Source organism: Thermoactinomyces mirandus (genome assembly GCF_013868055.1).
GTDB classification, from domain to species: domain Bacteria; phylum Bacillota; class Bacilli; order Thermoactinomycetales; family Thermoactinomycetaceae; genus Thermoactinomyces; species Thermoactinomyces mirandus.
In genome coordinates this window covers 81,618-105,355 of sequence record NZ_JACEOL010000025.1, presented here as the reverse complement: position 1 = coordinate 105,355, position 23,738 = coordinate 81,618, and the positions used below count along the sequence as shown (strand labels likewise).

Here is a 23,738-nt window from a genome sequence, read left to right as displayed (position 1 = left end):
CCGGGAAGCTGGCTTTTTTCATACTTTTCCTCTGCGGCGCTCAAAATAAAACAAATACTTGAAGGAGGAAAAGGAAACATGCCATTTTTCAAACATAACGGAACCTGCATTTATTATGAAGATGAAGGGACAGGCCCGGCGATCGTCCTGATCCACCCCCCGCTTGTCCCCAGTCGCATTTTTGATTACCAAATGGAACAACTCAAAAGCCGTTACCGGGTCATTCGCTTTGACATCCGGGGCCACGGTCTGAGTGATCCCTCTTTCCAACCGCTCACCTATTGGCTGGTGGTACAGGATTTGCTCCATCTCCTTGACCGGCTTGACATCAAACAAGCTTACCTGGCCGGATATTCCACCGGCGGAAGCATTGTATTGGAAGCACTGCTCCAGGAACCGGATCGCTTTTCAGGCGGGATTCTGATCTGTGCCATGTCAGAAGTGTCTGATCCCCTCCTGAAAACGGGACTGAATCTGGCTGTTTCCCTGTGCAACTCCACCGGCTTCCCCTTTTTGGCCCGAGTCATCTGCTGGGCCAACGCCGATTGCCTGAGTATGTTCCGCCATCTCCTGCAAACCGCCCGTTTGGGCAATACGGAAAATATCCGGCAATATTTTACGTATAGCAAAATTTATAACTGCACCCGGCAATTAGCTTCCATTTCCCACCCTGTTCTGATCCTGTTTGGCACCAAAAACAAACAATATGAAAAATACACCCAATTACTCAAAACCCATTTGCCAAACTCCTTCTATTCTCCTGTGGCAAACAAACCGCATCATCTGCCGACAAAAGCTCCACAGGAAGTCAACTGGCGGATTCAGCAATGGATTGAGTCACTGCAACGATAAACAAGGCAAAATGACAGGCCCTGTTGTGATGACTGTAAACGCAATTTTCGCAATGTTGGGATTGGGTTTCAAATTGTTTGTGAAAATTATACAAAACCTCTTTTATTTTTTTATCCATTCATATAATCTTTTCTCAGACAGTTAAAAAAATAACTAAAAAACCAATTTTTCCCTAAAAATGCATTTTTTAGGGAAAACTGAAAGGAGAAACCATGGAAAAGCGCCGACTGGAGACAAGAAAAAGATTCAGGAAGAAAACGGCTATCATCTCCGCAATTGCTGGTGCTCTTGTCCTGGCGGGAGCAAGCGCCTATTTTTTTATTCATTCTTCAGATGCCAAATCCGGTCAAAATACACCAACAGCCAAAGAATCATCAGAAGAGACGCTGTATGCCGAGGAAAGTGCCCCGGTGGAAGATCCGGAAACAACCGGTTTTGTATCGGCTGATCCCGCCGAGTCCGCGGATCAGCCCACCCGGACAGAAGCCCGGTACATAGACGAAATCATACTCAAGCATAATAACCAGAAACCGGCGGCCCATGGAAACAATCCATCTTCACCGGCCGATTCCGGTAAAGCAACCGGGCCCAAGGACACACCCGGTTCCAACAAGGAGACGCCTGGTACTCCGGAAATTTCTCCTCCTGAAAAAGAACCGGATCTGGATACGCCAGTACCGCTTCCGCAGCCGGAACCCAATATTCCACCTGAACAGGACACACCCCAACCGGAAGAACCGGTCGAAAAAGGGTTTGAAACAACCGTCTGGTATCCCTTCTGGGGCGGAAATGCGGCTTATCAGGTTTTAAAGGAACAATCGATTGATTCCATCAACCTGTTCTGGTTTGAGCTTGCTCCGGATGGAAAGATCAAACGGATGAAATACGCCAAACCGGTCAGTGATGATATCATTCAAACTGCTCGCAACAAAGGAACCCGGATCATCGCAACTGTCGCCAACACAGATGGATGGAGCGATTACGAAAAAGGGGCACAAGCCCTGCACCAACTGATCGCTACCAAAGCCAAACAGGAACAACTGGCCGATCGTCTGGTTCAATTCGCGGTGGCCAATAAAATGGATGGTCTGGATATCAACTTTGAAGTGATTCAAGGAAGCGACCGGGAAAACTTCTCGCAATTCATGGAGATCCTTTCCCGCAAATTGCACCAGCATGACAAAATATTATCTGTCTCCGCATATCCCAAAACAACCGACGGCGGATGGGAAGGTCCCCAGGCCCAGGATTGGAAACGGCTTGGACAGGCTGTAGACGAATTTAAAATCATGACCTATAACTACCATACATCCAGCCCTGGACCCGGTGCACCGCTTCATTGGCTGGATCAGGTGATCCGATACGGAGAAAGCCAAATGTCTGCTCACAAGCTGTATGTCGGGTTGCCTGCTTTCGGTTATCAATGGGCGGAAAACGGCAGCCGTTCCACCGTGACTTATGAAAAAGCGCAAGCCCTGATTAAAAAACACAAGCCTTCGGTCAAACGGGATGTAAACGGAGAACCCAGCTTTACCTACATCGAAAACGGGAAAACATATACGGTCTATTTCCAGGATCGTACCAGCCTGCAGAAGAAAATGGACCTGCTTGCCAAAAAACATCCCAAAATCGGCGGGATCACCGAATGGTATCTGGGTGCGGAAGACCCGGCAGCATGGGCCGTCCTGAAATCTTCGCCGAAATAAACGATAAGAAAAACCCGGTTGAAGCATGACGACAAAGGATAAAAGAGCGATTTTTAGAGTTAGGTCATGTCAATGTCGCAGCAAACATTTCACGAGGATGGATCGTAAATAACCGGAGAGCCAACCCGGAAGTGTTTGCCGGAGCACCCCCCTTGCAGGAAGGCAATGGGGGTGACGGGACAGTTTCTAAAAATCGTCTTCCTGTATATGATTTGATAAACGCTGAAACCCGGCCTGTTCACTCAGGCCGGGTTTTTTTATGTATAGGCAAATTCCGGCAGTGGCAAAATATACAAAAACCGGAAAGGAGCCCTCCCTTTGAACCATACGTATCAGATTTTGATCAAATTTCTGTACATCACTTTCCTTCTGTATATCATTTTGGGGGTGATTTATGACGTTGACTATTCATCGATCTTATTTGTCAGTATTACACTTACCCTGATCGGCTATGCGGGCGACCTGTTGCTGTTGCCCAGAATCGGAAACCTGTTTACCACGTTGTCGGATACATTTCTCAGTTACATCATTGTGTGGTTTATTGGCACCTACTTTTTTGACATCGATATCGGCCTGCAAAATTACAAAGCCAATCATGTACCCCTGTTCCAGATCTCACTTGTCGTCAGCCTGGCCTACTCCATCGTTGAATGGTTTTACCATCGCTGGTTTTTCAAAACTCTCGGCAAAAAGGAAGTCCTCGACAAATAATCGCTTAAGGGAAACAGGTTCTATTGGCTCTGCTTGTCCAGGTGCCTGATCATATTGCCCGAAATCTTCCTCAACCTTGGGAACATCAAAACTCCCGCCGGCATTGCCTTCCACCGGAAGTACCATTCCGATGAACATTAAAAGAATAATGGTCATAAGTGGTCTGAAATAGCGGCTCATAGCCACGCGTTTCCCATAACGGGATGAACCTCCCTGCAAATTATGAATTACGTGAAAAAATAACCACAACCAATACAGGATTTTGCAGACATAAATAAAGTCAGCCCGTCTGTTTGGCGAACTGGCTTTGGTTTGTTTATTTTCCTCACAGGTACGATCCAAACCCCAAAAAGAACTGCTATGAAGCCATTCATAAATCAGTCAAAATCCCTCTTCACAGATTAATTTTTGACTCAAAAAGTGGAAATCCAGCTATAACGCTACTTCCAAGGGTTTATGCCAGAATATTATGTGTCATCGTTCCCCGGGGACCTCCTCGATTCACTTTTACTGCCCTGCCATCAAAGCGGACACTGTCACTACAATTTTCTATTCTCTTGCCTTTTTATAAATCTTGTTGAATTTCTTTACTGCAACCTCCAACAATTCCGTATCATGAGAAGATATTCCCATTTCCCACAAACTGTAAAGCAACGGATTATACTTTTTTGCACACTCTAAACATACGGGTTTATCTGTTCCTTCTTCAAAAAAACCTATACAGAACTCAGACATTTCCACATGAACTTCATTACAGATTGCACAAGGTTTCATCAACAGATTTGTATCATATTGCAATGATACTAAACCTTTATCTGCTTTTAAGACAATACAGCTGCCTCGCTCCATACCAACACCTTCTATACATTGAAATCTATTTTATCAGTGTACCATAAGTTTTATGATATTGAATTTGAGTTGCATTTAATCTCCAGGCACTTACAAATTCACCATTTAAGTCAGTATATACAGCTAAATTGCCTTTAAGATAAACGTAAATTTCAGGTGGATTCCTGTATTTTGATTTATAAATGGTATCAGCAGTTTGTACGTGTTGCTCAATCACTTGTTTAAAACGTTCTGCATTTTGGGGATTGTAATTCTGAGGCAACCCAAAATCAATCGCATGCTTGTATTTCTTTTGTAATTTTTTTGAATCTATTTTCAAACTGGGAAGCAAAATATCTTTAACAACAATCCCCGTTTCTTTTCCATCATTTGAAGCAAACCTCTGCAACCACTGCCCGAACCCTGTATCTCCAATCGTCTTGGGAGCAGAAACGGTTCCATCGGAGAAAACTTCCGTCACACAGGAAATATTCACATGGTTGATCTTTTGGATGATGTCCTCCGAATGGCTTCCTATGTATTCTCCGCCAAAAACAAGGACAAATCCCAACCCTGTGGCAATGATGGTTTTCTTCCAATTGATTTTGCCTTCTTTCAGAAGATCCGTCACACTTTGATCTGTCCCGCCTGCTACACCACCGCCAACCATCTTGGAAAAAGCTCTTCTGAGCCAGGGAATTTTTAAACCGATCCAGGCTGTCAGGCTGGAACCGGCCGTCCCCGCTCCTACTGCCCAGCCAAAGAGAGCGGCAATGCCTCCGGCGATCCCGCCGATCAGGATATCAAAAAGCATCTCGTCACCAAACAATTCATTTCCGGCAAGCCATGAAAAGAGCCCGCCAATAAGTTCTCCTGCCAGGATCGCAATCCCGGCGAAGGCGACCACGGAAATTCCAGCAACCACTCCAACAGCAACCGCAATCACACCAAGGATACTTAGGATCAGTACAATAATCCCTTTATGCTCCAGAATCCAATCCCATGCGGCGGAAAGGGCATCGACGATTACTTCGGCGATTTTTGCAATGATTCTCACAATTACATCCCAAAAGGCAGAAGCTGTTTCATTTGTCCAGTTCCAGGCGGCAGAAACTTTTTCTTTGCTCCATTCCCACACACTGGAGGCGGATTCGGTAAGACGATCCCAGAGACCACCTTCTCCCTGAACGTCAGGGGAAACAGGTTCTATTGGCTCTGCTTGTCCAGGTGCCTGATCATATTGCCCGAAATCTTCCTCAACCTTGGGAACATCAAAACTCCCGCCGGCATTGCCTTCCACCGGAAGTACCATTCCGATGAACATTAAAAGAATAATGGTCATAAGTGGTCTGAAATAGCGGCTCATAGCCACGCGTTTCCCATAACGGGATGAACCTCCCTTTAAGTTATGAATCACGGAAAAGAATAACCACAACCAATACAGGATTTTGCACACATAAATAAAGTCAGCCCGTCTGTTTGGCGAACTGGCTTTGGTTTGTTTATTTTCCTCACAGGTACGATCTAAACTTTCGCTATAGACATGACTGTCTACTAACTCCTCCTGGTTTCAATTCCTCATAGGTACGATCTAAACCGGTTTCGTTTAATGTACGGGCAATTCTCAAGGCAACATAGTTTCAATTCCTCATAGGTACGATCTAAACCGTTTTGCGACATCTACCGCATCCTTTCCCCAGGTCATCAGTTTCAATTCCTCATAGGTACGATCTAAACCGCTTATTCCGGAAATGTTCCGGCACGCAGTCGAAGTTTCAATTCCTCATAGGTACGATCTAAACCCGCTGGAGCATTCGGGCCGATATTCACATCAACAGTTTCAATTCCTCATAGGTACGATCTAAACCTTGTGCCAGGCAGTCGATCCATGGTTGGGTATTTTTGTTTCAATTCCTCATAGGTACGATCTAAACTTATGGACTTGCTCTGCTAGTGATAGTCATATTGTTCCGTTTCAATTCCTCATAGGTACGATCTAAACCCTGCTGCTGCCGAGTACTACGACATGCATAATTTCGCGTTTCAATTCCTCATAGGTACGATCTAAACGTGGTATCAAAGCGGCGGCCTTTTTGCTGGCCCAAGTGGTTTCAATTCCTCATAGGTACGATCTAAACTACGAAAAAGGTGGGTTTATTACCCTCCTTTCTTTTTGTTTCAATTCCTCATAGGTACGATCTAAACCCCAAAAAATACCGGTATTAAGCCATTCTATAAATTAATCGAAATCCCTCTTTATAAATTGATTTTTGACTCAAAAACAAAAAATCCAGCTATGATGCTGTTTTTGAGAAATAATATCAGAATATTCCGTGTCGTCGATCCCCGGGGTTTACTCCTCTACTGGAGGTCGACGACAAATTAATACTAAACATACAGCACAGCCAAGGAAGAGATAGAATAAATTCTGAAAATCTCTCTCCTCCTTTATACATTTCATAAAGTTGACTTAATCACCAGGCGGATCGCCTGCACTATGACGTTTTACTGCATTAACCATGCTGTCGTCACCCCCTTTTAAAGCTTCCAGTTGGGAATAAAGTAAATCCATAGCCACATTTTGCAATCGAGGGTTTTCCAGTTGAATGAAGCACTGGGCCAGAAAAAGAAGCAGTTCTGTTTTCTTGTCATCCAATTGGTGCTTCTTAGCCATATCCAGCGCTTTTTGAAAATAGTTCATGGCTTTATTCGCATCATATGAAAGCGAACATTTCCCCAAGCCAATTAAAGATTCCACTTCCCAAAAGATGTCAACTTTTTTGCTATACTCTAATGCTTGCGAAAATTCTTTTTCCGCTTTTTCTATCACCTTTTGTTTATAGTATAGCCTGCCCAGATAAACGTGTACATAGGCAAGCAAATATAATCGTTTTATTCGATTCCTGAATCTAAGCGCTGTTTGAAAACAGATTTCCGCCAAATGGGATTTATCCATCTCTAAATAGATTCCACCTAAAGTTGTCCATAATTCAAAAGAACGTTCAATGTTCCGGTCGATTCGAGCCAGTTCGATTCCTTGAAGACCTATTTCAATTGCTTGCGGGAATTGTTGTGATTTTGCAAGCAGTTTTGCCTTCATCTCAAAAACATTCAGTGTTGCTTCTTTTGAGTAGCTTAAAAAGGGATAATCCTCCGAACCAAACTCGTCCAAAAGTGCATTCGCTTCTCCAATACGGTTCAACTTCTCAAGGTAGATTGCCTGGCTTACCAGAATCAAGCCTTTGTAGTATTTTCTTTCTCCTTTCGGATTAAAGTTCATAAGTGCTTTTTTTGAATATTGGACCGCCATCTGAAAACGGTTTTGCAGGTATTCGATTCTACTCAACTGATGAAGACACGCACTTTCCAAATTGCTGGAACGTAATTGCTGGTTTTGTCTTAAGAGTTGCAGACCCTGCAAAAAGTGATTTTGAGCCTTTTCCCACTTTTGCCGGGAATAATATAATTTCCCTTTAAGATACTCTACCCAAGCTTGAAAAGAATGTCCTGATGGCAGATTAACTGAACGCAAAATCTCTGTACCAAGATTGACTTCCAGAGAAATCAGGCATTCAACAGCATTCAGCCGCAATATCCATTCTTCAATGACTGCGTCTTCTTCCCTGTCATCCACAATCATAAATTTTTCGAGAATCTCATCCGGATCTAACGCAAGGCGATTTAACAAGTACACGATTTTGTCAATACTGGCACTTTGCCCGGTCTCGATATAACTGATTATAGACTGGGACAGTATATCATCAACCAATTCACTTTGGTTTAAGCGTTTTTCTCGCCTCGCATTTTTAATAAATTCACCTAAGGCTGTCCGATCCAAGTGTTTAGTTTTCATTTTTGCCCACCTGCACAAAAAATTTTTCCCTATTACTCCTATTACTGATTGTATTTCAATAATTTTTTCTATCGTTAACCAATAAAACTGACTAACATAATGCCATAGTTTTGATCAAAGGCATTTTATCAATTGATATTTATAAATATCACATAATAATCAGTAAATTTGTTCAATTTTGTTTTATATTATAAACTTCGGATAAAAGATTGTTCAAGAGTTATATAAAAAAATTACCTTGGAGGTAAACAAAATATGAATACTTATAAACCGACTGCTCCCGCCTGCAAAATAGTATCTATTGACTTGGCAGGAAAAAAACAAGTGGAAAACACAGATTGATTATTATTAAATCTGTAAATAACAAGCAGCTGTAGCAATCGATGATGACAACTGTCCGCCAAGAATTAAAACTTAAGATAATCCCTGCATAAAAAAGACAAGTAGGTTCGAATATAATGCCTGCTTGTCTTTCTTGGCTTCACAGAGTAGTTTTATGGAGATAATTAATTCTTATCATCGGGCACTTATTAATTACAAAATAAAAATAAAGCTGATTTATTCCTCATAGGTACGATCTAAACCCAAAAAATACCGGTATTAAGCCATTCTATAAATTAATCGAAATCCCTCTTTACAAATTGATTTTTGACTTAAAAACTAAAAATCCAGCTATGACACCACTTTTAAAAGTGTGTGTCAGAATATTCCGTGTCGTCGATCCCCGGGTTACCTCCTCTACTCACGGTCGACGACAAATTAATACTAAACATACAGCCAGACGCTGGAACACCTTGGCTGTTTGTTTGCAAGCAGTAGATAGAAGAACCCTGAAAATCTCTTACCTTCTATATAACTCTCTGTAAAGATTTCATAAATCTGACTCAATTGTTTGTACCATGATGTTTTACCGCATAAACGAATGCTCGTCATCCCCCGCTTCCAGGTGAGAACGGGTCAATCCATCTCTTACAAAAAAGTAATATTTCAGTTCCTGAAAATAATCAAAATTGAATCAAAATAAGCCTCAAAAAATTCCTGCTTCCCGAATATAGATATAGAAGCGTTCTTCCATATCACTCCCTGAATATAAAAGCTACCCTTTACATTTGGGTAGCATTTTTTATGCAAATTTTGCGTGATAAACAAAGAATCCCGCAACAATTTTATTTTCAGCTATGAATTTCCCGAATATTGCGTGTCCTCGATCTTATCACCTTTAGTGACAAAGAAAGGAGGAATTAATGGACTTGCCAATCTTTCCGCATCTCCTATGTGAAAAATTACTCCGGTCCCAACAAGAAACCGGATTATCCCGTCATACCATCATCTGTTCCGGAAGGTCGGACGTCAAAACGGATATCTTGGAGGAAATCTGCAAAGCCTATAGCTTGCGGGCGAAGCAGGTCTGTCATTATCGCCTGATTCATAAAAAAACCGGGAAACCCCGGCTATTTTATTTGCCGCCGTCGTCACGAGATGTCGAAAAAATATCACAGGAGTATCCGGCAAGAATGATTTTTCCCGACATAATTTTTTTAAAATTTTGGTTTTTTACATTTTATTGTACAATAATGCAGTAAAACTAAATCTAGACCAGAGGAGGTGGAAAAAAGGATGACCGATCCACCTGGAGGGAACTGCAAGACTGCCCAGCCGCTGTTCTGCCTGTTGGAGCACTGGAACAACATGGACACCATTTGCCTCTTGGAACTGATACCATCATTGCTTCGGCCATTGCGCAAAGGCTCGTCCATCAGTTCCCCTCCTTTTATCTGCTGCCCGTTCTCCCGTTTTCCCAGTCTTTTGAACATGTAAAGTTTCCCGGGGCTGTTTCCCTGCGAACCTCCACGCTTCTTTCCGTATTAGGGGACATAGTAAGCTCGCTGGAACACTCGGGGATCCAAAAACTGATTATCGTGAACGGGCATGGGGGGAACCATTTTCTCTGGAACTTTGTCCAGGAGCAAAACGCTGATTGTTCCAAAGTCTTTGTCGCTCCATCTCGGAAAGACTGGGACTTTGCCTATAAGCAAGCGAATCTCAGCGTAAACTTGAGCGATGATATGCACGCCGGGGAAGGGGAAACGTCGATCTTGCTGTTTCTGGGGGAGAACGTGAGAAAGGAAGAAGCTGTCGATGTTCCATCTACTCCCCGTACTTTGCTGCAAGTGAAGGGCATGCGTGCTTATACGAAAACAGGAAACATTGGTTATCCCACCCGGGCTTCTGAAGAAAAGGGGAAAATCTTGCTCGATTCATTAGTAGAACACATCACCCCTTCTGTAAAGGAGTTTGTCTATGAGTAAATGGAAAGAAATCTATCAAATTTTGAAAAAGGAGATTGAAGATAAGGTCTATCCGCCCGGTTCCGAGTTTCCAACCAACTTGGACCTGATGAAACGATTCAATGTCCACACTTCAACTATCCAAAATGCCATCCGGCGACTGATTGAAGAAGGACTGATTATCTCAGAAGGCAATCGGACGAAACGGAAAGTGCGGATTATTCCAACCCTTTCGCATCGAAAAGGCGGATTCTCCGACGAGCATGGCGAAAAAGCAAAAAAGAATGTACTGGAAATCCGCAAGATTTCAAGCACAGACGAAATGCCCGAATTTTGCAGGGAGGATGTGTCCTTTCCGGCGCTGTACTACCTGAACGAACAATTCATTGACGGGATTCAGGCCGGCGTGTCCTGTTCCATCATTCCAAATATCGTATCAATTGACGAATTGGAGAAGTTGCTCAAACAGGAAAACGCCAGTCTTTACCGTTCCTTGGAAGAATTGGGGCACAAGCCTGTATCCTGCGAAGAATCCTTTATCGTCGATCTGCCATCCGAACAAGACCGAGAAGACCTACACCTGCCAAAGAATAGTAATATCCCGGTCATTCGGATGGTGCGCAAAACCTTTGCCCCCCAAGGAAACCTTGTAGAGATTTGCCATTTGCTGTGTCGTGCCGATTGCTACGAATTCCACTATAAATTTGATTTCTGAGGAGAGAGGACTATGACCGATCAGGAATACATGTGGGAAGCGGTACTGGAGGGAAGAAAAGCACAAGGCAAAACAGGAACCAATCCACCCGTTGGCGCCATTATCGTAAAGGATGGGAAAATCATTGGCAGAGGGCATACCTCCGAATTAGGCGGCCCCCATGCGGAAGTGAACGCCCTGAGAGATGCCGGGGACGAGGCGGAAGGCTCTACCGTCTATTGCACACTGGAGCCATGCAGTCACTGGGGAAGAACGGGTCCTTGCTGCGTTGCCTTGACCGATGCCAAAATTGCCAAAATCTTTGTCGGCATCCAGGACCCCTCCCCCCGGGTCAGTGGCAAAGGCATTCAGCACTTGAGAGATCATGGGGTGGAAGTCGTCGTCGGTGGCATGTATGAAGAAGAAATTCGGCAAGATTTGAAAGAGTTCCTCGACCGGGTCGCAGCCGGAACGCAAGAATAAGAAAAAAAGAAGCAAGGCGCCTTTTCTGTCCGTCAACGATATTCCCGGGATTCTATCCGGAATTTGCGGCCAATCTGCCAGGACGGTTCAATTTCCGTAACAAAACGCTTGATTTCCTTTTGAAATATAAATCAAAAAAACAAGGTTGACTTATGATCATCCACACTGAATGGTATTAAGCGGCAATCAGCTTGTACTGCAAGAGATATTAATGAAAAATAAACTTAGCGAAAACGAAGAGGAAGTATTTATTCTATCACCAAGTTGGTAATAAGCTATCCGTCTCATAAAATTCCGTTTCATCAAAGTAGTAAATAAAACGGAAAAAGTGTTACTCCCGATCAAACAAATTATCAAAACTGCACTAAAATAAACCCCAAAAAACTGGTTCTTTCCGAATAAAGATATAGAAGCGCTTACTCCATATCATCATTGGTTAGAAAAAGCTACCCTGAATATTCGGGTAGCACTTTTTTATGCCAAAAACAAAAATCGGGAAAATATTTATTTCGATGATAACCCCCCTTCTGAAAACACCCGGAAGGGGGTTTTTTCGATCAGACGATGTACTTTTCGGCATCAATAATCCGTTTGGCCATGCGGCGTTTCAAGGCAACTTCGTTTACAGGGGCAATGCGGGTCAGTTTTTTCAACATGGACAAGACTGTCCGGAGTTCGTCTCCTTCTTCCATGGCAGCAAGGGCGTGGCGGGCAAGGGCGTCCACTTTTTGCATGGCGTCGTAAATGAAAGCTTGCGTGTAGTCGATCTTGGCCTGTTCTTTTTCTTCCCCATTTTTGCCGATCGCCTTCTTTGTCCTGAGCAGGGCGCTTTCCATGGCAAATGTTTCAATGGCGATATCGGACAGATCACGCAGGATTTCCTGTTCAGTCTGGATTTTGTCGCCCAGCTTTTGTGTTGCCAGTCCGGCAATCATCAGGAAAATTTTCCTGGCGTTTTCTACGTAGTTTTCTTCCGCTTCCAACACAGGCGCTTCCTCGTCGGGCATATATGGCATCATCGTCAGCAGTTCTTCCTGCAGGTCCCGGGCAGCCTGGAAGAAAGGCAATTCCCCTCTCATCGCCTTGCGCATCAACGTTGCGGGGATGATCAGGCGGTTGATTTCGTTAGTTCCCTCGAAGATGCGATTAATCCGGGAGTCACGATACATGTTTTCAATTTCGTACTCGTTCATGAAGCCGTAACCGCCATGGATCTGCACGCCTTCATCCACCACATAATCAAGCACTTCAGAACCAAACACCTTGGAAATGGAACACTCAATTGCCAACTCGCCAATCGCGTCTGCAACCATCTTCCCTTCCGCTTCTTCCGTACCTTCCAGTCCGGCTTCCATCATTCCGGCAATCCGGTAACAGACACTTTCCAGGGCATAGGTTTTCTGGGCCATGGTGGCCAGTTTTTCGCGAATGAGACCGAATTTTGCAATCGGGACCTTGAACTGTTTCCGCTCGTTGGCGTATTTGGCCGATATTTCAATGGCTCGTTTGGCTGATCCCACGGTTCCCACAGCCAGCTTATAGCGCCCGATATTCAGAATATTGAAGGCGATTTTATGGCCCTTGCCCAACTCGCCTAACAGGTTTTCCACCGGAACCTTTGCCTCATCCAGAATCAGGGTACGAGTGGAGGAGCCTTTGATCCCCATTTTCTTTTCCTCGGCCCCGACAGAGACGCCCGGGAAGCTTTTCTCCACGATAAAGGCCGTAAACTTGTCGCCGTCCACTTTGGCATAAACGATAAAAACATCAGCAAAACCGGAATTGGTAATCCACTGTTTCTCCCCGTTCAGGATGTAATGTTTTCCGCCATCGCTCAATCGGGCCGTTGTTTTGGCGCCAAGGGCGTCAGAACCGGAACCGGGTTCGGTCAGTGCATAGGCAGCAAATTTCCTGCCGGTTGCAAGATCCGGCAAGTACTTTTTCTTTTGCTGATCATTTCCGAAAAAGACAATTGGCAATGTGCCAATTCCCACATGGGCCCCGTGCGACAGGGCAAAGGAGCGGGCGATAGCAATTTTTTCGGTGATCAGACTGGAACTGACCTTATCCAGACCCAGTCCGTCGTATTTCTCCGGAACATCTGCCCCAAGCAGGCCCAATTCTCCCGCTTCTCTCAACAAGCGTACCGTATGTTCAAATTGATGTTCCTCAATCTCCGGCAAAACGGGCCAAACCTGGTCCTTCACAAAGTCCTCGGTCATTTTGGCCATCATTTTCTGTTCGTCCGTGAATTCTTCCGGTGTAAAGACGGCCGATGGCTCGGTTTGCTCCAACAAAAAGGCTCCGCTTTTCACTTTTTGGTTTGCCAATTGATCTTCCCCCCGTTGAAATGAGCTTGGATTAATTGATCCGTTCAAACAGGCCGGCTGCACCCATGCCGCCGCCAATACACATGGTAACGAGTCCGTAACGCTGGTTGCGCCGTGCCAATTCTCCCAGGATGGTCACAGTCAGTTTGGCTCCGGAGCACCCCAGTGGATGTCCGAGGGCAATCGCGCCTCCGTTTACATTCACTTTCTCGGGGTCCAGGCCCAACTCCCTGATTACCGCAACCGATTGGGAAGCAAACGCTTCATTTAACTCAATCAGGTCAATATCCTGCAAACGGACACCGGCTTTCTCCAGCAATTTGGGAACAGCGGCCACCGGACCGATCCCCATCACATTCGGATCGACGCCTCCCAGCATAAAACCGCGGAAAACAGCCAGCGGCTTTACTCCCAATTGCTCCGCTTTTTCCCGTGACATCAGCATCACTGCCGCCGCGCCGTCACTGGTTTGCGAAGAGTTTCCGGCGGTGACGGTTCCATTCACATGGAAAACCGGGCGCAATTTGCCAAGCGCCTCCAGACTGGTATCCGGCCGGACTCCCTCATCAATGTCAAAGATGCGTTCCGTAGTAACCTGGGGTTTCCCGTTTTCATCAAAAGTCTGCTCTTTCACCTTCAGCGGGACAATTTCTTCCTTGAATTTCCCCAGCCTGATCGCCTCCGTTGCCTTCTGGTGACTGTCCAGGGCGAAACGGTCCTGGTCTTCCCGCGTCACATGGTAGCGCTTGGCCACTTCTTCGGCCGTATGTCCCATCGACATGTACGTCTCCGGAAGATGATCCATCAAATAAGGGTTGGGAGCCGGCTTATAGCCACCCATCGGCACCATGCTCATGCTCTCCACTCCCCCGGCAATCATGATATCCGCAAAGCCGCACATGATTTTTTCCGCGGCAATCGCAATTGTTTGCAGGCCGGAAGAACAGAAGCGATTGACGGTCATCCCCGGCACATCAGTCGGAAGCCCGGCTCTCAGAGCGACAATTCTGGCCAAATTCATGCCCTGTTCTCCTTCAGGAAACGCACATCCAAGCACGACATCCTCAATCTGTTTCGGATCTGCTTCAGGAACACGGCGCAACAAATCGGCCACAACGCTAGCGGCCAGTTCATCGGGACGAACATGGCGCAAACTTCCCCTCCCGGCTTTTCCCACCGCGGTACGGGCACCAGCCACAATCACTGCTTCGCGCATAGTTTTCTCCTCCTTTTTTCCAGTCATCAATTGCGGAGCGGTTTCCCCTTGGCCAGCATGTATTGCATCCGTTGCTGGGTTTTTGGTTCACCGATCAAACTTAAAAATGCTTCCCGTTCCAGATCCAGCAAATATTGTTCGCTTACCAGGGTTCCTTCCGGCACATTGCCTCCAGCCAGAACAAACGCCAGTTTGCAGGCAATTTTGAAATCATGCTCGCTGATATAACCGGATTTCAGCATTCCGTAAGCTCCCAGTTTCAGCACGTTATATCCCGTTTCACCGACAACCGGAATCTTGCGCGGCCGCGGCGCTTTATATCCGGCCCTGTAAAGCCCCAAAGCCGTCTGCTTGGCCTCATAAAGCAAATGATCCCGATTGATGGTGATTCCGTCATACGAGCGAACAAACCTGTAATCCCGGGCCTCCTCACCGCTTGTGGACACCCTGGCCTGCCCGATCGTCATAAAGACCTGATTGACAAGCGGCTGCAAACTGGCGCGATCTTTCGGATCAACACCTTCCGTAACCCTCAGCAGCATTTCCTTGTTTCCTCCGCCGCCCGGAATCAGTCCAACTCCGACTTCCACCAGTCCCATATAAGTTTCTCCGGCCGCCTGAATACGGTCGCAAGGCAGACAAACCTCGACTCCGCCGCCAAGGGTCATGCCATAAGGAGCGGCCACAACAGGACGGTCCACAGTGCGCAATGCTCCCATAGTCTGCTGGAACTGGCGTACCAGCAGGTCAATTTCCGGCCAATTGCCATCCTGTGCTTCCATCAGCATCAGCATCAGGTTGGCACCGACACAGAAATTGGGCGCTTCCGCACTGATGACCATACCCCGGTAATTGGCGCTCAGTTCCTTAATCGCCTTGTTCATCATCATAATGATGTCGGGGCCGATGGCCTGTTTGGGGGAATGAAACTCCAGACAAACAATATCATCGCCCAGATCAATGAGACTGGCCCCGCGATTGCCCGCGATTTTCTTTCCCTGTTCTTTCAGGCGGGCCAGAGAGATCTCTTTCTCATGCCCGTTTACTTCGCCGTATTTTCCGCCAATCGAAAAAACGTGTGTTTTTCCATCCTGCTTCTGGTAGAAGGAATTTTTCCCGGAAGCGAGGAGGTCCTGTACCCAGTCTGGTACCGCTTCTCCTTCTTCAAGCATGCGGCGGACAGACTTTTCCAGCCCGATCGCATCCCACATTTCAAACGGGCCCAAATCCCAGTTGAAACCCCATTTCATGGCCCGGTCCACACTGACGATGTCGTCGGCAATCTCATGCAGGCGGCGGGCGGAATAGATCAGGACTTTTTTGGTTATCTGCCAGGCCAATTTTCCGGCCGGATCATCAGCGTATACCAGAGTCTGCAACTTTTCCGGCAAACTTTGGGCCCGTCTGGCGGCATCCAGCGAGGGAACTTTCAGTTTTTGGCGCGGCTCATATGAAAGCGTCCCGGGGTCAAGCGCCAGGATTTCCTTGCCTTTCTCCGTTTTCACCCGTTTATAAAACCCCTGTCCGCTCTTTTCGCCAAGCCATCCGTTCCTGACCATCTCTGCAAGCAGCGGGGAAACCTGAAACGCTTCCTTTTCCTCGGGGTCATTCACATTTTCCCGCACATTATCCGCCACATGGATATAGGTATCCAGTCCAACCAGATCCAATGTGCGGAAAGTGGCACTTTTGGGGCGGCCCATCGCACGGCCGGTAACCGTGTCTACTTCAGCAGGGCTCAGTCCCATTTCTTCCATCGCCTGCAAGGTAACCTGCAAGCCATATGTTCCAATGCGGTTGGCAATGAAATTGGGCGTATCCTTGCAAACGACAACTCCCTTGCCCAGGGTTTCCTCCGCAAAGGCTTTCATTTCATTCAGGATATCGGGATCAGTCTTTTCATTGGGGATCATTTCCAACAGCTTCATGTAACGGGGCGGATTGAAGAAATGGGTCCCCAAAAAATGTTTGCGAAACGCTTCTGAACAGCCTTCCGCCATTTTGTTAATGGAGATCCCGGAAGTGTTTGAACTGACAACGATTCCCGGTTTCCACACTTTTTCCAGTCGCTGGAACAGAGCCTGCTTGATTTGCAGATTTTCCACAACCACCTCAATCACCCAGTCCACATCTGCCAGACGATGAAAATCGTCTTCCATGTTGCCAACTTCAATCAGTTCAGCTGCCCTCTTTACATACAGAGGAGCTGGCTTCTCCCTGAACAAACGGCCTTTTCCGGACCGGGCCAGTCGGTTTCTGACCACCCGGTCCTGAAGGGTCAGTCCCGCCTTTTTTTCCTTTTCCGTCAAGTCCCGCGGCACAATGTCCAACAACAGGGTTTTAATGCCCACATTGGCGAGATGTCCGGCAATCGCTGCCCCCATGACCCCCGCGCCCAATACAGCCGCTTTTTGAATACGTCGCAAAAGTGGTTCCTCCTCCCGTGAAACTTGTCTGAATGAATGATCATTCACTTGAGAGTGAGAAAAAAACCTATCCTGCAGGATTGGCTTTTCACACAAGACAATGGTTATCTAATCTTCAAAAGATAGCGAATTTTATTTTGTTTGAAATTAATTTCAATAATATTATTTATCTGTTTTTTATTTACGTCAAGGGTTTTGTTAGACTTTTTTGTTCTTTCTGAAAGAATGCTTTTCCCGGCAAAAAAAGTTGCTCCGAGCGTCCCTTAAATGGGACTGGCGAGCAACCAGACGTAAAACAATTTATCAATGATTGCTGACCCGTGCCATATGCTTCCTTAATGCCGGTGTTTGCGGAATGTACTTCTTGACCAGAGAAGCAGCACAGAATAACCACCACAAATAATTAACCAGCATAAATACGGTTACTTTTAGCCAGAATATTTTCAGATCAATTAAATCGAAAGACAGGACATAAGCCGGCAAAATGGACCATTGCCCCTGGTTTCCCAAACTTTCAGCCATTTTCCAGTAATACACTTCTTCCACTCTTTTCAGCTTGTCGCGAAAATACCATTTCAGGAACGGCCGCACGCCGGAATAATGGAAAAAGCCGGGAATCCCCAGCAACTGGCGATTAAGAGCTATTAGCAAATAAGTCAACACAAGAAGCAGTATGTATATCACAGACAACCCCTCTTCAAAAATCAATCAGATTTTATCCCGGTTGAAAAAATTCAACAAATGCATATAATATATATATTTAACTGTTTTTATAAATATATTATTTCACCAGAACCCCCATTTCAAGTCAGACCTTAAAGCAACACGGAATGCATGAACCTGCCAGCAGGGGAGACAAGGATAGAGTAATATTTTATTTATAATTATATGTTATTATATAATGCTTTAATCCTATTATAAAGACAATTTCCCTTTTTTCTAACCTTTATATTAATTTTGTCTTTAATCAGCAACTTTACATCCATTCATTTATTTTGCATTCCTGTCTTTAAGCAGGTAAAACCCCCTCAACCAGATATTGAGGGGGCTCTTTGGGATTAACCGCCAATAAGTCCTGCTGAATTTTTCATAATAAAGTTTTGCAAGGTTTCGGCTGCTTTTTCCACGGTAGCCAGCTCTTGCGCACTGAAATAAAATTTCCCTTTCCTTTCATCCAGATCCAATTCATCAGCAATCCTGCCGATCAGGCCGGATGTTTTCTTGTCCAGTTCAAAATATCCCCTGATGCTGTTTTCGGTTTCTGTTGTTTTGTAAGTAAACACGATCTCGTCATATTTGCCGCGCAGCCAAGCCGTGGGATGAAACTGGATGGTCTGGAAGCTGCCATCTCTACGCCCTGTATATTCTTCGCCGTAATGGACAAGGCCCAGTTTGGCAAAACCGTCCAGGAAGTTTTTCAACAGTCCGGATGGTTCTACACTGATGAAATCACGGTCTTCGGCGTCAATGCCTGAACTGATTTCCAGATCTGTTTTGAAAAAATAGCGGGTATTGATTGAGGAAACGGGCAACCCGACCGGACACTTGAAGTAAAAATCATATTCTTTCTTTTCTCCGGGATCTATGACAAACTCTTCATGGTCAATCGGGATCGTTACAATGGTTTCATTCACATTTTGGATACGATCCCCTTTTTTGTACGACGAAGCCAGGCAGAAGTGGACATTCAGCTTCTCAATCAGCTGTTCCGCTTCTCCTCCTTCGAGGAAAATCTTTCCGGAGACCGGTTCCCCCATGGTCAGGGTACTCGATTCCAGAACCAAATCAATCTTTGCTGCACCAAAACCAAGTGACGCGAGAAAGTTCCTGAGCAAGTATCCTCCATCCTTTCATCATGAACTGATTTCATCATATCAGAATGGATTTTTATATTGAAACGGTTTTTATTAAAACATTTTAATATTTTTTACCATTTCCTGCCTGAGCCTTCTCCTTTCCAGCCATACAAATAGAGCAGATGGTATGTGGCAACGACTCCCCCATCAGTTTTAAACATCTGGTCATAGATTCTCATCATATCTTGCAATAACTTCCGTTCTTTTGTCAGAGAATGGCCGGATTCGCTGTAGTTTGCTCCTGTTGCCTTGATCGAACGCAAAAAGGTACGGCAGTTTTCATAAACGAACGGACGCAGCTGTTCGTCCAGCTTCCGGACATGAAATCCCCCCGCGGTCAAGATTTGCTGCCATTCCTGTTTCGTTTTCATTGAAAGTGCATGTCGTGACGGGGGGAGATGATGGTTGGATTCTGTCACAGCAAAGGCTTTACGCAACTCCCTGAATGTATGTGATCCAAACGTCGAGGCGATGAACCACCCTTCCGGTTTGAGCAGGTGATGCCATCGTGATACGGTCAGTTCGGGAAAGGCGAGCCACTGGATGGTTGCGTTGGAAATAATCAGGTCAACCGGTCCCACCTGTTGGAGGACCTCATTCGCTTCCGCGTCTCCTACCAGAAACCGGATTCGGGGGCAATCATTCAGTTTCCTGGCTTCGGCGACCATTTTTTCCGCTATATCAACCGCTATGATTTCCGCTGACTGATAATGTCCAGCCAGCAGCCCGGTCAAATAACCGGTGCCGCAGCCAACTTCCAGAATACGACCGATCCTCTGGCCGGGAGGCAGGTTTGCCACCAGACGGGCAGCCATCTCCTTTTGCACCGATGCGTATTGTTGATAGGTAGACACTGAGTGGTTAAACCTCCTGGCGACCAATTTTTTATTCATATTGATCCACTCCTGACCGCAGCCACCCCTTAAACAGGTCCGGTCGGGTAAAGAAGGGAGCGTGTCCGGTGTTTTCCCAGACAGAAAAGTAGACTTGGCGGAACGCTTCCATCCATTGCTGCTGGCCTTCCGGGGGACAAATCCTGTCTTCTTTCCCAAATAACAGGCACACGGGTACTTTTTTTGAATCCTCGGTTGGCGAAAAACGGTATTCCCGCAAAAACTGCAGCCCCGCTTCCAATGCTTCCAGTGAGGGCAAAGACGGTGCAGTCTGTCTCCACATGCCGGCAATTCCCGCAACATGCTCCTGCCCTGAAAACAGGTTACGGTCAAACCGGGCCACTACTTTTTCCGGTTCTTTTTTCAACTGCCGGATCATTTGTCTCAGAACACGGTCATCCCATCCGCAATCCTCTCTGCGACTCCGCACAAACTGCATTGCGCCCCCGATCAGGTATGCCTGCCTTACCCGGGGAGCAGCCGATTCCATCCACTTCAGGGCCACCATGGCTCCCAGCGACCAGCCGATAACCGTGACAGGCCCGTTTACTCGGCTTACAGCATGATACAGTTCTTTCATCAACTCACCGGGAGAGGAACATGACAAAAAATCCACAAGTAAATGGTCCTGATCTGGGAAAACCTCCAGAAAAGGCATCCAGATTTCTTTTGCCGCCGACCAGCCGCTAATCCAGACACAGGTTGGATGATTCATTCTGTCACCTCCGCATTGTTTTGTTTACCTGTTCGATGTACCCGAGTGTCTGCTCCAGTTGCTCCCATGAATGATTGGCCATAAGCGAAAAACGAAGTCGCGCGGTATGGACAGGGACGGTCGGCGGTCGGATTGCCAACGCGAAAACCCCTCTCTGCCGCAATGATTCACTAAAGGCAAGCGCCCGAGCGTTTTCCCCCAGATAAAGCGGAATGATTTGCGTGGAGGAGTTGCCGACTGCAAAACCTTTTTGCATCAACTGCTTCCGAAACCACACCGTTTTTTCTTTCAATTCCCCGCGCCGTTGATCCGCCTGTGTTACCAGGCGAAGCGCCATCCGGTTGGCTGACACGATGGCAGGAGGCAGTGCGGTCGTGTATATCAGGGAGCGGGCACGGTTGACCAACAGGGAGATCCATTCTTTCTTTCCAGCCACATAAGCTCCATAAACGCCGAACGCTTTGCTGAATGTTCCCATGTGCAGGTCAATTTCTTCATGTACCCCCAACTCATGCGCCATCCCTTGTCCCCGGGGACCGAACACACCGGCACCATGCGCCTCATCGATCACTAAGGCTGCCCCGTATTTCTCTTTGATCCGGACCAGTTCTCTCAATGGGGCAACATCCCCATCCATGCTAAAGACCGAATCCGTGATGATCAGCTTGTGACGGACTCCCTTCTGATCGGCGGATTTCAAGCGTTTCTCCAGATGGTTCAGATCCAGATGGCGATAGCGGAACAGACGCGCACCACTCAGCCGGATTCCGTCAACTATGCTGGCGTGGTTGTACTGATCGCTGAAAACGGCGTCTTTGGAAGTTACCAGGGCTGTTAGCATTCCGACATTGGCCATGTAGCCGTTTGGAAACAGGAGTGCTTTTTCCGTTTTTTTAAACCGGGCGATTTCCCGTTCCAACAATTCCGTTTCTTCACTGTGTCCGATAATGAGGCGGGAAGCGACACCCCCGCTTCCCGCCACTGTTCCCCGGCAGATAGCTTCTTTCAGTTTGGGATGGGCAGCCAGACCCAGATAATTGTTCGAAGAGAAATTGAACATTTTCTTTCCGTTCCAGGACAGCACCGGCAATTGGGCATTCCTGACGGGCATGCATTCCCGCTTTAACTGCAAAACGTCCAGTTCATGCAATTCTTCCCCGATCCAATCATTCCAGCTACTCATGGGTTGCCTCTTCCACCTCAAAGCCCATGTCTTCAATCATCTGAAGATCGAGATTGGATTCCTGCCCCTCTGTGGTCAGATAGTCCCCAACAAAAAGCGAGTTGGCCGGGTACAACGACAAGGGTTGCAGCTGGCGCAAATTGACTTCTCTTCCTCCGGATACGCGAATTTCTTTTTGTGCACAGATAAAACGGAACAACGCGAGTACTTTCAAACAGTAACGCGGATTCAGTTCCTTCATTCCTTGCAGTGGAGTGCCGGGAATGGCATTCAGAAAATTAACCGGAATCGAATCGGCATCCAGTTCCCGCAGGGAATAAGCCATTTCCACCACTTGCTCTTTCGTTTCGCCCATGCCGATGATGCAGCCGGAGCAGGGAGAGATGCCGGCGATTTTTACCGTTTGCACGGTGTCTACCCGATCCTGGTAAGTATGAGTAGTGGCTATGTTTCCATAATTGGTGGCGCTGGTATTCAGGTTGTGGTTGTAGCGGTCCACCCCTGCCTCCTTGAGCTGTTTTGCCTGCTCGTCTGACACAATCCCCAGGCAGGTGCAAATTTTCAGCGGATATTTTTCCTTGATTTCCTTAACGGCATCAATCACTTCATTCAACTCGCGCCTGGTCGGCCCGCGCCCGCTGGCAACAATGCAATATGTACCGGCTTTTCTTGCCCTGGCCGTTTTGGCGCCTTCAATCAGGTCCTCTTTTCTCAGCAGGCTGTATTTTTCAACCGGAGCCTCGGAAACGGCAGATTGCGAACAGTAACCGCAGTCTTCCGAACAGAGACCGCTTTTGGCATTGATGATCATGTTCAATTTTACTTTTTTTCCAAAATAATGATATCTGACCCGAAAGCTGGCATGTAACAAAAGAAGCAACTCCTCATCCGGCGCATTCAGGACCGACAGTCCTTCCTCCATGCTTAATTTTTCTCCTGCCAGCGCCTTGTCCGCCAACTTTTCCCATTTCAACTGATTTGCCAGTGTCATGTCAAACCTCCTGTTTTCAAATAATGAACCAACATTTCTCGGTCAATATACCTGCTTACGGCTTCCCGGACCGTTTCCCCGCTGATTTCTTCCAGCCACGGCACCGTTCCCCACACCGGAACTCCGGTCAATTTTTCGATCCATTGCCTGTTTTCTTTCATGCTCGGGTCGTCCCTGGTTTCCGTCCGGCCGTTTAAAATAACACCAGCCGGGATACATCCGGCTTCCCGTATGGCCATCGCTGTCAGTGCCGTATGATTTACCGTTCCCAAACAGGGACTGGCGACAATAAGGACAGGCCAGCCGATCTGTTTGGCCAGATCCCCCACGGTCCAGTCCTCTCCCAGCGGAACCACCCAACCTCCGGCACCCTCGACCAGAACGACATCATAACGTTGTTTTAACCGGTCCAGATCAGCCAGGATTTTTTCCGGCCGGATCTCCCTCTTTTCCCATATGGCGGCAACGCCTGGTGCAACCGGGGGCAAGAAATGGTAAGATACGATTTCTTCAATGGGGTCCCGGCTGCCGGACCACGTTTTCAGACGCATTCCGTCGCTTTCCGGATCATGAAGCCTGTGTCCGCTTTGGACCGGCTTCATCACGCCTGTCTGATAGCCCATTTGTTTGAGAAGCCCCGCCAGGCCGGCGGTAACCACGGTTTTTCCCACTTCCGTACCGGTGGCTGTAATAAAAAATCCATGTCCCATTGC

18 protein-coding genes, 1 pseudogene and 1 CRISPR repeat array are annotated in these 23,738 nt (G+C 46.7%); of the genes and pseudogenes, 6 read left to right on the top strand and 13 right to left on the bottom strand.

The window, feature by feature from the left end:
- The first annotated feature begins 78 nt into the window (after positions 1-78).
- The 3 genes from H2C83_RS07820 (at position 79) to H2C83_RS07810 (ending at position 3,269) form a co-directional block, all read left to right on the top strand.
- Positions 79-852: an alpha/beta fold hydrolase gene (locus H2C83_RS07820; protein ID WP_181739444.1), complete on the top strand. Its 774-nt coding sequence runs from the start codon at positions 79-81 to the stop codon at positions 850-852.
- 212 nt (positions 853-1,064) lie between these two features.
- On the top strand, positions 1,065-2,558 hold the full coding sequence (locus tag H2C83_RS07815) for a glycosyl hydrolase family 18 protein (protein ID WP_181739442.1): 1,494 nt from the start codon (positions 1,065-1,067) through the stop codon (positions 2,556-2,558).
- 318 nt (positions 2,559-2,876) lie between these two features.
- Positions 2,877-3,269 (top strand): DUF2512 family protein, encoded by a 393-nt coding sequence (locus tag H2C83_RS07810; RefSeq protein ID WP_181739440.1) that lies wholly within the window; start codon positions 2,877-2,879, stop codon positions 3,267-3,269.
- A 549-nt stretch (positions 3,270-3,818) separates the two neighbouring features.
- Here H2C83_RS07810 and H2C83_RS07805 read toward each other — a convergent pair.
- The 3 genes from H2C83_RS07805 to H2C83_RS07795 form a co-directional block, all read right to left on the bottom strand.
- Entirely contained in the window at positions 3,819-4,118 is a 300-nt protein-coding gene (locus H2C83_RS07805) for a hypothetical protein (RefSeq protein WP_181739438.1), read from the bottom strand.
- Positions 4,119-4,143: 25 nt separating this feature from the next.
- Positions 4,144-5,439, bottom strand: a complete 1,296-nt coding sequence (locus H2C83_RS07800) for a colicin D domain-containing protein (RefSeq protein WP_220184064.1) — start codon at positions 5,437-5,439, stop codon at positions 4,144-4,146.
- 158 nt (positions 5,440-5,597) lie between these two features.
- Positions 5,598-6,302: direct repeats of the CRISPR family, unit length 30 nt; unit sequence GTTTCAATTCCTCATAGGTACGATCTAAAC.
- A 265-nt stretch (positions 6,303-6,567) separates the two neighbouring features.
- On the bottom strand, positions 6,568-7,950 hold the full coding sequence (locus H2C83_RS07795; protein ID WP_181739434.1) for a helix-turn-helix domain-containing protein: 1,383 nt from the start codon (positions 7,948-7,950) through the stop codon (positions 6,568-6,570).
- A 1,637-nt stretch (positions 7,951-9,587) separates the two neighbouring features.
- On the opposite strand from H2C83_RS07795, the pseudogene H2C83_RS07790 reads away from it, so the two are divergent.
- The 3 genes and pseudogenes from H2C83_RS07790 to ribD all read left to right on the top strand — a co-directional run.
- Positions 9,588-10,259: pseudogene (locus tag H2C83_RS07790) on the top strand (creatininase family protein); the annotation flags it as partial.
- On the top strand, positions 10,252-10,953 hold the full coding sequence (locus tag H2C83_RS07785; protein ID WP_181739432.1) for a GntR family transcriptional regulator: 702 nt from the start codon (positions 10,252-10,254) through the stop codon (positions 10,951-10,953). The pseudogene H2C83_RS07790 and the gene H2C83_RS07785, both read left to right, overlap by 8 nt.
- 12 nt (positions 10,954-10,965) lie before the next feature.
- Positions 10,966-11,415 (top strand): bifunctional diaminohydroxyphosphoribosylaminopyrimidine deaminase/5-amino-6-(5-phosphoribosylamino)uracil reductase RibD, encoded by a 450-nt coding sequence (ribD, locus tag H2C83_RS07780; RefSeq protein ID WP_181739430.1) that lies wholly within the window; start codon positions 10,966-10,968, stop codon positions 11,413-11,415.
- Positions 11,416-11,972: 557 nt separating this feature from the next.
- On the opposite strand, the gene H2C83_RS07775 is transcribed toward ribD, so the two are convergent.
- The 10 genes from H2C83_RS07775 to bioD all read right to left on the bottom strand — a co-directional run bounded on the left by H2C83_RS07775 (position 11,973) and on the right by bioD (position 23,735).
- On the bottom strand, positions 11,973-13,745 hold the full coding sequence (locus H2C83_RS07775; protein WP_246333807.1) for an acyl-CoA dehydrogenase FadE: 1,773 nt from the start codon (positions 13,743-13,745) through the stop codon (positions 11,973-11,975).
- Between the two features lie 31 nt (positions 13,746-13,776).
- Complete coding sequence (locus tag H2C83_RS07770; protein ID WP_181739428.1) at positions 13,777-14,961, bottom strand: acetyl-CoA C-acyltransferase; 1,185 nt, start codon at positions 14,959-14,961, stop codon at positions 13,777-13,779.
- A 26-nt stretch (positions 14,962-14,987) separates the two neighbouring features.
- On the bottom strand, positions 14,988-17,387 hold the full coding sequence (locus H2C83_RS07765; RefSeq protein ID WP_281364119.1) for a 3-hydroxyacyl-CoA dehydrogenase/enoyl-CoA hydratase family protein: 2,400 nt from the start codon (positions 17,385-17,387) through the stop codon (positions 14,988-14,990).
- A 303-nt stretch (positions 17,388-17,690) separates the two neighbouring features.
- Positions 17,691-18,071, bottom strand: a complete 381-nt coding sequence (locus H2C83_RS07760) for a hypothetical protein (protein WP_181739426.1) — start codon at positions 18,069-18,071, stop codon at positions 17,691-17,693.
- A gap of 374 nt (positions 18,072-18,445) precedes the next feature.
- Positions 18,446-19,222 carry a sporulation protein gene (locus H2C83_RS07755; RefSeq protein ID WP_181739424.1) on the bottom strand — a complete coding sequence of 259 codons (777 nt, stop codon included), beginning with the start codon at positions 19,220-19,222 and terminating at the stop codon, positions 18,446-18,448.
- A gap of 92 nt (positions 19,223-19,314) precedes the next feature.
- Positions 19,315-20,136 carry a malonyl-ACP O-methyltransferase BioC gene (gene bioC, locus H2C83_RS07750; protein ID WP_181739422.1) on the bottom strand — a complete coding sequence of 274 codons (822 nt, stop codon included), beginning with the start codon at positions 20,134-20,136 and terminating at the stop codon, positions 19,315-19,317.
- Complete coding sequence (locus H2C83_RS07745; RefSeq protein ID WP_181739420.1) at positions 20,129-20,851, bottom strand: alpha/beta fold hydrolase; 723 nt, start codon at positions 20,849-20,851, stop codon at positions 20,129-20,131. The genes bioC and H2C83_RS07745 overlap by 8 nt, the downstream gene beginning before the upstream one ends.
- Before the next feature lie 4 nt (positions 20,852-20,855).
- Complete coding sequence (gene bioF, locus H2C83_RS07740; protein ID WP_181739418.1) at positions 20,856-22,034, bottom strand: 8-amino-7-oxononanoate synthase; 1,179 nt, start codon at positions 22,032-22,034, stop codon at positions 20,856-20,858.
- Positions 22,027-23,025: a biotin synthase BioB gene (gene bioB / locus H2C83_RS07735; RefSeq protein WP_181739416.1), complete on the bottom strand. Its 999-nt coding sequence runs from the start codon at positions 23,023-23,025 to the stop codon at positions 22,027-22,029. The genes bioF and bioB overlap by 8 nt, the downstream gene beginning before the upstream one ends.
- Positions 23,022-23,735, bottom strand: a complete 714-nt coding sequence (gene bioD, locus H2C83_RS07730) for a dethiobiotin synthase (RefSeq protein WP_181739414.1) — start codon at positions 23,733-23,735, stop codon at positions 23,022-23,024. The genes bioB and bioD overlap by 4 nt, the downstream gene beginning before the upstream one ends.
- Between the last annotated feature and the right edge of the window lie 3 nt (positions 23,736-23,738).

Excerpts from the sequence above, each read along its gene's own strand:
- H2C83_RS07820 (WP_181739444.1), top strand. The coding sequence starts at position 79 with ATGCCATTTTTCAAACATAACGGAACCTGCATTTATTATGAAGATGAA.
- H2C83_RS07815 (WP_181739442.1), top strand. The coding sequence starts at position 1,065 with ATGGAAAAGCGCCGACTGGAGACAAGAAAAAGATTCAGGAAGAAAACG.
- H2C83_RS07805 (WP_181739438.1), bottom strand. The coding sequence starts at position 4,118 with ATGGAGCGAGGCAGCTGTATTGTCTTAAAAGCAGATAAAGGTTTAGTA.
- H2C83_RS07800 (WP_220184064.1), bottom strand. The coding sequence starts at position 5,439 with ATGACCATTATTCTTTTAATGTTCATCGGAATGGTACTTCCGGTGGAA.
- H2C83_RS07795 (WP_181739434.1), bottom strand. The coding sequence starts at position 7,950 with ATGAAAACTAAACACTTGGATCGGACAGCCTTAGGTGAATTTATTAAA.
- H2C83_RS07785 (WP_181739432.1), top strand. The coding sequence starts at position 10,252 with ATGAGTAAATGGAAAGAAATCTATCAAATTTTGAAAAAGGAGATTGAA.
- ribD (WP_181739430.1), top strand. The coding sequence starts at position 10,966 with ATGACCGATCAGGAATACATGTGGGAAGCGGTACTGGAGGGAAGAAAA.
- H2C83_RS07770 (WP_181739428.1), bottom strand. The coding sequence starts at position 14,961 with ATGCGCGAAGCAGTGATTGTGGCTGGTGCCCGTACCGCGGTGGGAAAA.
- bioC (WP_181739422.1), bottom strand. The coding sequence starts at position 20,136 with ATGAATAAAAAATTGGTCGCCAGGAGGTTTAACCACTCAGTGTCTACC.
- H2C83_RS07745 (WP_181739420.1), bottom strand. The coding sequence starts at position 20,851 with ATGAATCATCCAACCTGTGTCTGGATTAGCGGCTGGTCGGCGGCAAAA.
- bioF (WP_181739418.1), bottom strand. The coding sequence starts at position 22,034 with ATGAGTAGCTGGAATGATTGGATCGGGGAAGAATTGCATGAACTGGAC.
- bioB (WP_181739416.1), bottom strand. The coding sequence starts at position 23,025 with ATGACACTGGCAAATCAGTTGAAATGGGAAAAGTTGGCGGACAAGGCG.
- bioD (WP_181739414.1), bottom strand. The coding sequence starts at position 23,735 with ATGGGACATGGATTTTTTATTACAGCCACCGGTACGGAAGTGGGAAAA.